Source organism: Streptomyces yokosukanensis (genome assembly GCF_001514035.1).
GTDB classification, from domain to species: Bacteria; Actinomycetota; Actinomycetes; order Streptomycetales; family Streptomycetaceae; genus Streptomyces; species Streptomyces yokosukanensis.
Map to the genome: position 1 here is coordinate 25,549 of NZ_KQ948240.1, position 12,475 is coordinate 38,023.

Consider the following 12,475-nt stretch of genomic DNA (forward strand, 5'->3'; position numbering starts at 1 on the left):
TTGAGGTCGGGAATCAAACACGCTCTGAACGCATCCGGCCCGGGTCGGCCCCGGCCGAAAGCATTCAGGACGGCCGGCGGAGATGACGATGTCGTCGATCCCGAACGGCAGCTGGGCCCGCAGGGCTGCGATCTCCTGCCCCCGGGCCAGGACGCCTCGGTGGTCGTGGCGGTGATGCCGGGCACGGCGGTGTGGGCGGTGGCGTCCACGCCGAGCTTGACGGCCAGGGCAAACAGGTCACTGTGTGCGCGCTCGCCCAGCAGTGCTGCGATCTCGGGCTCGGTGTCGGCAAGGGGCAGCAAGCCGTAGCCGAAGAACGTCATCGGTACGGTGTGGAGGCGGTCCGTGGCGCGCAAGGTGCCCGCTGCGGCGTTGCGGGGGTTGGCGAACGGCTGCCCGGCGTGTGTGGTGCGCGCCTCGTTGGCGTGCTCGAACTGGGTGGTGATCATCAGCACTTCGCCGCGTACTTCCACCGTGGCCGCCTCGGCCAGTCCGTCCGGGAGGCCCTCTATGGTGCCGATCGCGTGGGATACGTCCTCACCGGCGAACCCGTCGCCCCGGGTGATCAGCCGGGTCATCCGGCCCTGGGTACAGCGGGCGGCGACGGCCAGTCCGTCGAGCTTCGGCTCGACGCTGAAGCGTTCCACCTCACGGCCCGATCCGGCGAGCCGAAGAAGCGGTCCGGGCGGCGAACTGCTCCGGCGAGAACACGTTGTCCAGGCTCAGCATCGCCACCGCGACCTCTTGGACGAACGGCCCGAACAGCTCTGCCAGGTCTGGCTGGCCCAGGAGTTCATGCAGCACACCGGATCCTTCAAGGCCCGGGGCGCGCAGAACTTTCTCCAGGCCCACCGCGACGCCGGCGCCCTCCCCGGCACCGGGGCGACGATCGCCTCCGGCGGCAACGCAGGCCTGGCCTGCGCCTGGGCCGCCCAGCAGCAGGGCGTGCAGGCCGACGTCTTCCCGCCCGCCACAGCCCCGCGGGTGAAAGTCGCAAGGCTCCGCTCCTACGGAGCCGAAGTACGGTTGACCGGACCGAGTACGCCGAAGCTCTGGCCGCCTGCGAGGACTTCGCCGCCACCACCGGGGCGCTCGCCGCCCACGCCTACGACCACCCGCTGATCGCGGCCGAAGCCGGCACGCTGCTGGGGGAGATCCACCAGCAGACCCCCGGCTTGGACACCGTAGCTGTCGCAGTCGGCGGCGGCCTGTTCGCCGGAGTGGCCACCGCTGCCCAGCACCACGGCATCCGCGCCGTCGCCGTGGAGCCCCCAGAACTGCCGTGCGCTGAACACTGCCCTGCAGGCCGGCCGCTGCATCGACGTCACAGTCGACTTCATCGCCGCCGACTCCCTCGGGGCCCGCCGAACCTCCGCCATGGCGCTGCACGCCGCCCAGCAGGACCGCGTGCATTCCGTGCCGGCACGGGATGAGGAGATCGTCCGGGCACGGCAGGCACTGTGGGAGCACCGCAAGGAAGCCGTCGAACACGGTGCCGCGACCGCGCCGGCCGCCCTCAGCTCGCCGGGCCAGCACGTCGACCGGGACCTGCAGGGCCGGTCGAAAGTCCCGAGCCGCAGTTACCGGGCCGCCAGCGGCGAGAGGGTCTGCGTCGTGCTGTGCGGAGCCAACACCGACCCCATCGATCTGATCGAAGATCGACGCGTTCCGCGCGATGCTCACCGCCCGCAAGAACCCGCAGCCCTGGACGCCGCGCTGCGACCAGGACGTCGCCGTATTCGCCGGCCACTAACTTGACCTTGACACGGTGACAAGGTTTTCACTTGGGCGCAGGAGGTGGTCCCGATCAACACGACCGACGCAACCACGCAGAACACCCGTGTGACCAACGCCCTGGGCGCCGAGGACTCGTCGGTCCGGCTTCAGACGGCCCTGGCGGTCGGCTCGAACCCCGACCCCGTGTTCCTGGAGACGCTCGTCGAGCGGTGCGCGGTCGAGCCGGACTTCTTCGTCCGAGACATGCTGTCCTGGGCGCTGACCCGCCTCCCGCCGGAGACCACCCTGCCCCGGATCCGCCAGGAACTCGACTCCGAGCGTACCCAGGCCCGCAGCCAGGCACTGCACACACTCTCCAAGATCGGCGACAAGAGCACGTGGGCCTGGATCACCCGCGACATGTTGCGGGACGCCGACGACGAGGTCGCGCGGACCGCGTGGCGCGTCGCGGTCGTCCTCGTGCCCGAGGGCGAGGAGAAGGACCTGGCCGACGAACTGGTTCTGCAACTCGGCCGTGGCGACCGCACTGTGCAGCTGAGTCTTAGCCGGGCCTTGGCCGACCTCGGTGACGTGATCAGGTCGGCCCTGGAGAGGGCCGCGGAGAGTTCCGACCCGGCGGTGACCGCGCACGCCCGTGCCACCGAACTGCTCCGGCAGAACCCGGAGACCGGTTTCGACGTGGCCCTCGACGAGGCGAAGCGCATGGTCGCACTCGGCCCGGAACGAGCCGCTGCTGCTGCCGCCGCGGCTGCGTCGGCAGGCACCGAAACCTCGGAGGCCGCCGAGCCCGCGGAGACGACCGAGTCGATGGAGGCCGCGAAGGCTGCAGAGGCATCGGAGGGCGGGAATTGCTGATCGGCGATGTGGCCCGCCGCTCCGGGGTGAGCACCCGGATGCTCCGGCACTACGACGCCCTGGGGTTGGTGCGGCCCACGGGCCGCACTGTCGGTGGCTACCGCGAGTACTCCGCCGAGGATGTCCGCAGGATCTTCCATGTGGAGAGCCTGCGGTCCCTCGGGCTCTCGCTCAAGCAGATCGGGCGCGCGCTGGAGGACCCGGCCTTCACGCCGTCCGCCCTGGTCAGCGACCTCATCCGGCGGACTGAGGACCGCCTGGCACGGGAACAGGAGCTGCTCGAGCGGCTCCATGCGATCGACGCGTCGGCGCCCACCGACTGGCAGGGAGTGCTGCGCATCGTCGCACTCATGCGGGAACTCAACTCGCCCAGCGCCGCGCGCAGACAGCAGGCCGTCCTGGCCCGACCGGAGGACGCGTCGGTACCCGCCGAACTGCTGGCTGAGGCGGTCCTGACCGAATCAGACCCGCACGTCGCAGGCGCCCTGCGCTGGGCGCTCGCCCGATCGGGCGGCGACGGCGTGGCGACACTGTACGCCGGCACGCACTCGGGGGACGCCGACATCCGGCGGCGCGCGGTGCTGGCGATCGCCGAGCTGCCAGAGGCTCCGGGTGCTACCGCGGTGCTCGCGGACGCCCTCGGGGACCCGGACACGACGGTGCGCAGGCACGCTGCTCTGGCTCTGGGCAGGCAGGGCGTGGCCGCGGCCGTGCCCACACTCGTCAGCATGGTGGTGGAGGGCTCCAACGACGTGGACGCGGCGGAGGTTCTGGGAACGCTGTCCCTGGATCCCCGGTGCACGGACTGGATCACGACCGCCCTGGTCGGCGAACTGGCCGCGCCCACCGCGGACTCCGTGACACGGATCCGCCTTACCCAGGCGCTGGTCGAGCTCGCGGGAACCACCGCGCAGGAGGTCCTACGCCGACTGGCCCACGACGACGACAGCGCTGTCGCCCTCGTCGCCTCAGCCCTTGTCGGAGTTCTCAAAGAGAGGTCCCTCGAAGACCAAGCTGACGAGCATTCCTGAAAGCGCGATCTGAACGAGGCATCAGCCATGGCCTCTCAAGGCGGTTCACGAGAGGCTCGCCTAGGAGGCAGAAGGTGTCACGGGCATAGCTGGACGGCAGCGTGTGCACACCGCAGGTGCGCCTCGGCCCGGGAATCGCCGGGCGAGCGCCTCGGCCACCCGGACGCTGGCAGAGGGTCGGTGCTCATGCCTCGATCCTCCAGGCGGCCGAATAGCGCAGCCCTGGAAAACTGCCCCTTCACCAGTAAACAGGCCCAGCGGGCTCCAAGTACCGCCCACCGCACGAACAGACAGCCGTCTGGACCTGACCCGCCGCGGCGGGCAGCCCACCCACCGGTTGTGCCCGGATGCGGCCCGGGAAGCGCTTCCCGGTTCGGCCGGGGTCTGTGTGCGGAGCATGGCCAGGGACGCTCTGGCCCGGCCTGGCGCGGGTCTGGGATGCCCGGTCCGCATCGGATCGGTCGGGGCCGCCAGGCAGCCAAGAGGGTGTCATTGACGGAGCAGAGGCACACTGGGGATGCCGGGGGTTCTTCCGACCGTCCTGACGCTTCCCCGCGCCCCGATGTGCCTGGATCGGGCACGGCAGCCGAGGTGCTCGAAGCGCTTGACGGGGTAGAGCCGTTCGCTGCGCCTGCCGCTCGCGCGGTACAGCTGCTCCACGCCGCGGATTCCTTGCGTGCCCTGGAGCGTGCATTGGCCGGCGCAGCCGTCGCCCTTCCACCGGAGGAGCCGAGCGCGGCTTCTGCGGTCGAGAAGTACTTCGCCTCCCGTAGACGGACTTTGCTGCCCGCAACGGCCCTGTTGCACGGTGCCCGCATCATGGCACGAGCATGTGCTGACGTGGCCGTGGCGCTGCTCTCCGGCCAGGACATCCCTGGCTCTCGTCGCGGTGGCCACCGCCGTCAGGGGGCGGTCAGGTGGGTCTTGGTGGTCAGTCCGCCACCCGACCGCCCGAGCTTGGCTGCACGGAGCCAAGCCTTGCGGCGCCGCCGTATGCGGTGGCATTCCTCCCGCTCAGGGTCGGCGGCATCGGCTGCCGCCGCAGCCGGCAGGGCGTTTCGCCTCTTTCGTGAAGCCCCCTCTTCCTCTGCGGCGACCTTCTCCCGTTCCGCCAGGAGCTCTGGGTCGACGGCCATCCCGGCAGCGTGGTGGTGGGCGCGGGACACCGTGGAATCCACGCTGACCAGGCTCAAGTCGACCTGCCCGCGACTCGCCGCCTCGGCGATCATCGTTGTCCATCAGCATCTGGAAGGTCCCGGCGGCGACCCAGATCTGGAACCGACCGTAGACGGTCGACCAGGGCCCGTACCGCTCGGGGAAGTCCCGCCACGGACTCTCCGTCCTGAACCGCCACATCACCGCATCGAAGTGCCGGCGCAGGTCGGGGATCGGCCCGCGCTCGCGCAACGGCGGATGCGGCTCGAACAACTCCCACTCGACTTTGTTCAGATCACCCCGCACACAGCACTTCTACTGGTCGCCCTCGACGTGTTGTCGAGACGGCGTCAGCCGGCGTGGCCGCACGTGACCTCGTGGAGGGTCGAGGCCAGTTGGCCCGGGACCGACAGCATCGGCCAGTGCCCGGTAGCCAGGTCGAACCGGCGCCACGGTGACATGTTCAGACCGGCAAGCAGCGGCTCACCGGCGTCCAGCATCGCCGTGAAGTCATGGCAGGCGACGACCACACGGTCCACCTCGGGACCGGGCGCGGCGGCGCTGGCCAACGGCTGTTCAAAGGTGCGGAAGGGCTGCGGCATGCCTTGGGCCCGCAGTAGTCGGCGTTGTGCGGGCCCGAGCCCGTCGAGGGTGCGCTCGGATCCCAGTTCCTCGAACGGAGGCAGCGGCAGCCGCCAGCCCTCCCCATCCTCGGCGACCTGTCGTCGGATCCTCGCCACCCGCTCCGGCGGCATCAGTCCGAGCAAGCTCATGCCCTCACTGAACGGCGCACTGTCGACGTAGACCAGCCGCCGCAGCCGTCGGCCGAGCCGACCGGCGGCGCCGCTCAACGGCCCTGCCGCGTAACTGTGCGCCACGAGCGTCACGTCGGACAGATTCTGCGCCTCGACAAAAGCGGTGACGTCTTCGATATGAGTGTCCAAATCGGTGTCGGGGCCGCCGTGTTGCGCTCGTTCACCGAGCCCGGTCAGGCTCAGTGGCAGTGCCCGGTGACCGAGCTTCGTCAATGCGTGGGCCGTGTCCCGCCAGGCCCACGCGCCCAGCCAGGCGCCGGGAACCAGTACATACGTCGCCATTTCGTTCATCTTCCAGTCAGGTGCTGCACGAACAGCGCCTTCCAACAAGGTCGAACGAAGGTAGGCCCGATCTAGGACATAAGCCGTCCTAGATCGGGCGGGAGGCGAGCGAGCCCTGTGTGACCAGCCCCGCGAACTGAACTTGGAACAGGCCTTAGAAGGGTTCGGCGGCCAGCAGGAGATCCTGCGGAAGGTAGGGGGACTCGACGCGGATGGCCCAGCCGCGGCGGCGGGCGTGGCAGGCCAGCGCGAGGATGTCCAGGTTCACGGAAGCGTCCGGATCGTCGGCGCGGTCGGCGACCTGGTAGTAGTCGCGGTGGGCTTCGAGCGCATCGGCCAGAGCCAGATTGAAGCTCTCCTCGTCGCCTTCCACGAGTTGCGACAGCAGCACGGCCGGCGGCATCGCGAAGCCCCAGTCCTCGGCTTTCTCAGCTTGTTGCAGCGCCCGCTGCGCGGCCGGTTCGGGATCAACGCCCTTGAGGTAGGCGTGGAGGGCTTCGCGGTACGCGCTGAAGGCGGAACCGTCCGGGCCGGCGAAGGCGGGGCCGGTGAGGACCAGCGGGGCGAGGTCCTCGCGTGCGCCGGTGATGAGAGCCAAGGCCGCGGCCGTGTGCCAGTTGCCGGCGCCGGCTTCCTCGTCCCGCTCGGCCGGGTAGCGCAGCGTGCGGCCGTCGATGGTCACCTCGGCCTCGGTGCCCGGTTCCGCGAGGGCGATACGGAAGAGGGCCGCCCCCATCTGGGAGGCCAGCCGGAGGTGCACGAGCAGGGCGTCCGTGGCCGCGGTGTCACCCGCGCGCCACTTGAACAGGCGCTCCTGATCGCCCATGACGCTGCCGAGCCGCCAGACGGCGAGGGGGTCTCCGTCGACGGCGGTGAACGCCTCCTGGACGTCTTCCTCGTACATGGCCTCGATCTGCGGGTCCATCGTCCGCTTGCAGACGGGCCGTTCGACCACCAGCAGGCCCGCGGCGAGCGCGGCGACCGCGTCCGGGCGCCGGTTTTGGCCGAACCCTTCGACTCGGGGGCCTCGGGTCTCGAAGCCGGTGACCAGCGCGTGCGGGAGGTAGTCGGTGCGGACGGCCGGGGCCCAGCCCAGGGTCCGGTACGCGAGAGCGGCGAGGGCAATGGGGACGAGCGGGAGGAGAGTGCTCGGGGAAGCCGCGGGGCCGTGCAGGGTGGCGTGCCTGGTCAGGAGATCGGCCAGCGCGGCATCGAAGGCCTCCCGGTCCCCGGCGGTCAGGGCGCGCAGCGTGAGCAGCGCCGCACCGTCCGGCCGGTCCAGGAGCGGCTCGCCGGTCTCCTGAGCGCGGGTTCGGACGCGGTCCAGGGCCGCGTCGACGGCGGTGAGCTTGGCCTGCGCACTCGGCGGATACTCCTCGTCGTTGCCGGTGTCGTCCAGGACCACGGCCGCCAATGCGGTGGCGAGCTCGCCGAGGGGCGTGCCCTGTGCCTTCTCGGCGAACTTCTGACGGGCGAAGTGGAAGGCTTCGCCGTGCCACTTGGCCCTGTCCCTGAGGAACGCCAGGCAGAGCGCATCGATCCACTCCCCGGGCGTGACGCTCTCCTCGGGACCGTCCACACCGCGGTCGTAGCTCATCCCGAAGTTCACGTACTCCAGGAAGACCTGGAAGCTGCAATGCGGGTGGTAGGCGGCGTAGGCGACGGCGCCGGCCGCTGCTTCGGATGCATCCCTGAGGGCGGCCTTGGCATCCGGCGTGTCGAGGTCGGGTGCGGTGACGGAGAGGGCGCCCAGGAAGTCGAGGAACTCGTCTGCGATCGACTGCCATTCGTAGGTGGTCATCCGGCCGGCCCTCGACATGGACCGCACCTGCCCCCCGATGCGGTTCGTGAAGTCCTCGCGTGCTGCCGACACGACGGCCCCGCCCACCTGGTGACGCTCTATTCGCACTGCCCTGCTCCTTGATCGGTCTCTACGACGGCCAGCCTAGACGCGGGATCTGACAGGTCAGCGACTGCTGTGACCGGGGCCCAGGATGCGGTTGCAGTGCGCGGACTCAGCCTGGAACAGCAGGTCATCACCATCGATCACCGGCTGGGGCGGGTCTGCTTGTCCGGCACAGCAAGAGCGCGCTGTCTCCCATGCCGTGGTTGGCGGAAGGTCGGTGACGTAGGTGTGCAGGACGAGCGGGCCGGGATGCCGTGCGCCAGGCCGAGGTTGAAGTGTCCGCGCGGGTAGGTCGGGTCCGGATCGGCCTGGCCGGTGCCGTGCGGTGCCCACGAGCCCGGCACCCGACATGCCTACCTGGGCCGGCTCGGTCAGCCGGCCCAGGTAGGTCAGGGCGCGCGCGAGGGCGTGGCGGGCGTCTTGGCCCGGCGTAGTCGTCGCGGCGACCGTCACGTGGCACGTGAGCGCCTGCGCGGCCCTGCCGGCCTTGGTGATCGCGCGGGCGGTGCCCTCCAGTGATACCTCGGTTCGCCCGGCGACGGTGACGAAGGCTCCTTCGGAGGACAGGGCTATGGCGAATGCCACCCTTGGGGGGCTGAGCAGAAGCTCACGCCGCACGGCCGCGCCACCACGCCAGGATCACTCCGTGGCGTGTCCCTTCACCAGGGGCAGCCTGCGTGGCCTAGTGGCGGTCCAGGACGGCCTCGACGATTCTCATGAGCCGCTCACCCGCGTGCTCGATGCTTCCGTTCTGGGCGCTTACCTGGGCTCCTTCAAGGATGAAGGTGATCTCCGCGGCTGTATCTTCGGGTTCGGGCAGCCCGGCCCGGGCGCACAGGTCGGCGAGCCGACGCAACTGGCGGGCCTTGTGGGCTTCGATCAGCCGACGCGCCGGGTGTGTGCGGTCGGGCAGTTCCGCGATGGAGTTGATGAACGGACACCCCCGGTGGGAGATCTCGGGAAGTCCGTCGGCGATGAACCGGGCCATCCCCAGGATCTGTGCCCGGGGATCGGCGGGGTGTGCGGTCTCCAACTGGTCGAACACAGCGGTGTAGTCGGCTGCGACGATGCGGAGCCATTCCTCGACCAGTGCGTCCTTGGTCGCGAAATGGCGGTACAGCGCCATCTTGGTGGTCTCAGCCCGGTCGGCGATCGCCTGGACACCCACCGCCTTGATCCCCTCGCGCGAGAACAGCTCCTCCGCCGCGTCGAGGATCCGCTCCCGGGGGGGCAACTTGGCCACCCTGCTCTGCCTGCTGGCTCTGTCCATGTTCGCCGTACGGCCCCTCATCGCTCCGGTGGGCGGTGCACCGCCCTGCCCTCAATGCTACGGTACCGATCAGTCCCAGACGATACCGATGGGTCTCATTAGATACCCGTCGGTATCGATGTCCGGTATCGATTCTCGTGGATGGACGAAAATGAAGCTCTCCGAGTACGTGAGTTACGACGGCGTCGGCCTGGCAGACCTGGTGGCTCGCGGCCAAGTGACTGCCGCGGAGCTCGCCTCGACCGCCCAGCTGGCGACCGATGTGGTGAATCCGCAGATCAACGCCGTCGTCGAGACGTGGCCTGCACAGGACACACCGGCTCCGGGCAGCACACCGCTGGCGGGGGTGCCCTTCCTGATCAAGGACCTCGCTGTCGCGATGGCCGGCAAGCGGATGGAGCTGGGCAGCCGCATCGCCGCCGGGAACGTCGCCGGGGCCGACTCATCGCTGATGGCGCGCTTCCGCCGCGCGGGGCTGGTGACGCTCGGACGCACGGCGACTCCGGAGTTCGCATACAGCACCACCACGGAAGGCGTCCTGTACGGCGCCACCCGAAACCCCTGGGACCCGACCCGTAGCCCTGGCGGCTCCAGTGGCGGCTCGGGAGCCGCCGTCGCCGCGGGCATCGTCCCGATCGCGCATGCCACCGACGCAGCGGGCTCCATCCGTGTCCCCGCCGCCAGCAACGGCCTGTTCGGGCTGAAGCCAACCCGCGGTCGGATATCCATGGGCCCCGACGCGGACGAGGTCTTCAACGGGCTCGCCGTCCACGGCGCCCTCAGCCGCTCGGTACGCGACAGCGCCGTGCTGCTGGACCTCGTCCATGGCCCCGAGGTCGGTGACCCCTATGTCGCCCAGCGGCCTGAGCGGCCCTATGCGCAGGAGGTCACTCGCTCCCCGGGCAGTCTGAGGATCGGCCTCCTTGCGCGGCCCTGGGGCGGTCGGGCTGTCGACGGCACCGTCGTCGACGCCACCCTCCGCTCCGCACGACTCGCGGAATCCCTGGGGCACCGGGTGGAAGAGGTCCAGGTGGACCTCGGCGTCAGCTGGGAGGAATTCATCCTGGCCAATGCCCGCCTCTGGAGCACCAATCTGGTGACATGGATCGACGGCTTTGCCGCGGCCTTCGAGCGCCCCGTCGACTCCACCACTGTCGAACCCGAGATGCTGGCCAGCTACGCCTACGGACAGCAGGTCAGCGGGGCCGAGTTCGTCCACGCGCTCGCGATGCGCAACAGCGTCGCGCGCGCGATCGGCCAGTACTTCACCGACTACGACCTGCTGCTCACCCCGACCCTGCCCGAACTGCCCGTCTCCTTGGGCACGTACGCCGAGGGTACGGAGGGCGCCGACGGCCTCGGCTGGCTCCAGCAACTCTTGCACCGATCGCCCTTCACCGCCGCGTTCAATGTCGCGGGCACCCCAGCCATGTCCGTCCCCCTGGAGACCGACCTCTCCACCGGACTCCCCATCGGCATCCAGTTCGCCGCGGGATACGGACGTGAGGACGTCCTCTTCCGACTCGCCGGACAGTTGGAACAGGCCGCTCCCTGGCAGCAGCGGACCCCCGCCGTGTGGGCGAGCAGTCACCACAACGCCTGACCGCGCTCCCACTCGTCCCTCTGCCGCAGCAACCCGAGCGCAAGGCCTTCTGGTGCGAGAAGAGCTCTCGCACGCGGACGCCCCATCACGCTCATCACGCCCATCACTCCAAGACCATCCCACTGCCCCTTGCGAATTCTCACTTCAGTGTCACCATGAATTCTCATTTCGACGTCATGTGTTGTTGCTGGGTGTCGCGGCAACCGCGTGACACGTGATGAGAATCAATGGTGACATCACGTGAGAATGTCCAGCGCGTCCAAATGAGAAGGCCATAGGAAACACCATCTGACCTGCGGGTTTCTTCCGTCATCCGTCGGGTGCTCCTCACGGTCGTGGGGCGCGTGAGCCTGACAAGACGGCCGCACAACGGTGGAATGAACCCCCACGCGCGTGGGCAGTACGCAAATGCACCTGCGGGTTTGAAGAGCAACTGGCTCTATTTCACTCACCCTTACTGGGCCCGTCATTCCGAGTCACGTGGCGGTGAAGGCCAGCCGACGCCGTCCTCCGTGGTGGCCACGTCAAGACCCGCCCTCGCGGACCTGCTGCGTCAGAGTGTCGACCCGGACGGACGCGTAGGGGACGGCGTCCAAGGGCCCGTTGCGGAACGCGGCGACCGGCTCGTCCAGATGCCTGGCTATCGCGCTGACCTGAGACTTCGACAGCTGGGTGAGCCTAGAGACTCGGCCAGCTTCTCGACGCGGCGGGTGGAGACGCCGAGTACGCAGCGGTGGCGACCACTCTAGGTGACGGTTTCAATATGTGTTCGGCGGGAGGCTGACACGGTGTCCTGCATGGTCAGTTTGAGGAGGCTTTTGAAGCAGCAGAGGGCTGTGGCGAGGCCGAGGAAGGCCAGGTAGTTGTGGGGATGTAGCTCGTATCGGGGTGACGGACGGCGGTAGCCAGTCAGCCAGGACGGGGTGCGCTCGATAACCCACCGTCGGCGGCCCAGTCGTTCGTTCGAGTCGACCCTTTGCGGGCGATACGGGCGCCGATGCGTTGGCTGTGCAGCCATTGAACCCAGGTCAGGTCAGGCAGGTCGTAAGCATTGTCGGCATGCAGCCGCTGGGGCCTGGAACGGTCGCTGTGGGATTCATGTCCTACGTGGAAATGGGTAACCATCGGCTTCAGCCCGAGGCTGTCATGGGGGTTCGCTGCCGAGAGGACGACGCGTAGGGACAGTCCGTTCGCGTAGGACAGGACGTGCATCTTGGAACCCGGCTTGCCCCGGTCCACGGGCGACGGACCTGCAAGTTCGCCCCCTTCTTTCGCGCGAACGTGAGCGGAGTCCAGCACCGCCCGAGACAGGTCGATGAAGCCCTGGCCGGCGAGTAACTCGAGCACCCTCTGGTGCAGCCGTCCCCAGACACCGCCCGCGACAGGATCAGGAACCGACGGTGCGCGGTCGACTTCGACGCCCCGAAACACGGCGGCAGAGTCCGCCAGGCACGACCGCTGACCAGCACGTAAATGATGGCCGCGAACACCGCCTCGTCATCAATGTCGGCCACCCCACCGCCCCGGCTGCTCGTTGATCAGGAACGTGAGGAAGAAGCTCCCGGTGAAGAGAGTCGTGCGCCGCGATCACGGCGGGCGCAGCGCAAGAAGGGCCATGAGCGCGACCATCCCACTGCCGCTGATCACCTGCGGGCTTGGCGGCCGTTTTCACCAGTTCGACGGAGTGTGGTGTGGTGCGCGGTGGTCGGGGAGAGCGGGTGAGACGGTGGACCATGAGGGTGATGAAGGTCCAGGTGATGCGGGCCTCGCTGTGGGAGACGAGCCATTCTTAGTCGCGCACGCTTCTTAGACCGTGTCCTA

General features: G+C 69.1%; 7 protein-coding genes and 5 pseudogenes. 4 read left to right on the plus strand and 8 right to left on the minus strand.

Annotated features, from left to right (window positions below):
* Positions 1–75: 75 nt before the first annotated feature.
* Positions 76–735, minus strand: a pseudogene (locus AQI95_RS48580) (NAD-dependent DNA ligase LigA); the annotation flags it as partial.
* 9 nt (positions 736–744) lie between these two features.
* Here AQI95_RS48580 and AQI95_RS45950 point away from each other — a divergent pair.
* The 3 genes and pseudogenes from AQI95_RS45950 to AQI95_RS42265 all read left to right on the plus strand — a co-directional run.
* Positions 745–1,650: pseudogene (locus AQI95_RS45950) on the plus strand (pyridoxal-phosphate dependent enzyme); the annotation flags it as partial.
* 192 nt (positions 1,651–1,842) lie between these two features.
* Positions 1,843–2,592 (plus strand): HEAT repeat domain-containing protein, encoded by a 750-nt coding sequence (locus tag AQI95_RS42260; RefSeq protein ID WP_208614406.1) that lies wholly within the window; start codon positions 1,843–1,845, stop codon positions 2,590–2,592.
* Complete coding sequence (locus tag AQI95_RS42265) at positions 2,586–3,623, plus strand: MerR family transcriptional regulator (protein ID WP_067136591.1); 1,038 nt, start codon at positions 2,586–2,588, stop codon at positions 3,621–3,623. Before AQI95_RS42260 ends, AQI95_RS42265 begins: the two co-directional genes overlap by 7 nt.
* 902 nt (positions 3,624–4,525) lie before the next feature.
* On the opposite strand, the gene AQI95_RS49605 is transcribed toward AQI95_RS42265, so the two are convergent.
* The 5 genes and pseudogenes from AQI95_RS49605 to AQI95_RS42285 all read right to left on the minus strand — a co-directional run bounded on the left by AQI95_RS49605 (position 4,526) and on the right by AQI95_RS42285 (position 9,051).
* On the minus strand, positions 4,526–4,852 hold the full coding sequence (locus AQI95_RS49605) for a hypothetical protein (RefSeq protein ID WP_244189076.1): 327 nt from the start codon (positions 4,850–4,852) through the stop codon (positions 4,526–4,528).
* A gap of 22 nt (positions 4,853–4,874) precedes the next feature.
* Positions 4,875–5,084 (minus strand): annotated as a pseudogene (locus AQI95_RS50520) (transposase); the annotation flags it as partial.
* 44 nt (positions 5,085–5,128) lie between these two features.
* Positions 5,129–5,884 (minus strand): alpha/beta fold hydrolase, encoded by a 756-nt coding sequence (locus AQI95_RS42275; RefSeq protein ID WP_244189077.1) that lies wholly within the window; start codon positions 5,882–5,884, stop codon positions 5,129–5,131.
* Between the two features lie 145 nt (positions 5,885–6,029).
* A complete protein-coding gene (locus AQI95_RS42280; RefSeq protein ID WP_067136593.1) occupies positions 6,030–7,763 on the minus strand; it encodes an immunity 49 family protein in 1,734 nt (577 codons plus the stop codon).
* Between the two features lie 700 nt (positions 7,764–8,463).
* Entirely contained in the window at positions 8,464–9,051 is a 588-nt protein-coding gene (locus AQI95_RS42285) for a TetR/AcrR family transcriptional regulator (RefSeq protein ID WP_067136594.1), read from the minus strand.
* 151 nt (positions 9,052–9,202) lie between these two features.
* Between AQI95_RS42285 and AQI95_RS42290 the strand changes: the two genes are divergently transcribed.
* On the plus strand, positions 9,203–10,654 hold the full coding sequence (locus AQI95_RS42290; RefSeq protein WP_067136595.1) for an amidase: 1,452 nt from the start codon (positions 9,203–9,205) through the stop codon (positions 10,652–10,654).
* A 493-nt stretch (positions 10,655–11,147) separates the two neighbouring features.
* On the opposite strand, the pseudogene AQI95_RS45955 reads toward AQI95_RS42290, so the two are convergent.
* Positions 11,148–11,381, minus strand: a pseudogene (locus tag AQI95_RS45955) (transposase); the annotation flags it as partial.
* 18 nt (positions 11,382–11,399) lie between these two features.
* Positions 11,400–12,180: pseudogene (locus AQI95_RS46965) on the minus strand (IS5 family transposase); the annotation flags it as partial.
* Positions 12,181–12,475: the final 295 nt, after the last annotated feature.

Coding starts and splice junctions, on each gene's coding strand:
- AQI95_RS49605 (WP_244189076.1), bottom strand. CDS start 4,852: ATGATCGCCGAGGCGGCGAGTCGCGGGCAGGTCGACTTGAGCCTGGTC.
- AQI95_RS42275 (WP_244189077.1), bottom strand. CDS start 5,884: ATGAACGAAATGGCGACGTATGTACTGGTTCCCGGCGCCTGGCTGGGC.
- AQI95_RS42285 (WP_067136594.1), bottom strand. CDS start 9,051: ATGGACAGAGCCAGCAGGCAGAGCAGGGTGGCCAAGTTGCCCCCCCGG.
- AQI95_RS42290 (WP_067136595.1), top strand. CDS start 9,203: ATGAAGCTCTCCGAGTACGTGAGTTACGACGGCGTCGGCCTGGCAGAC.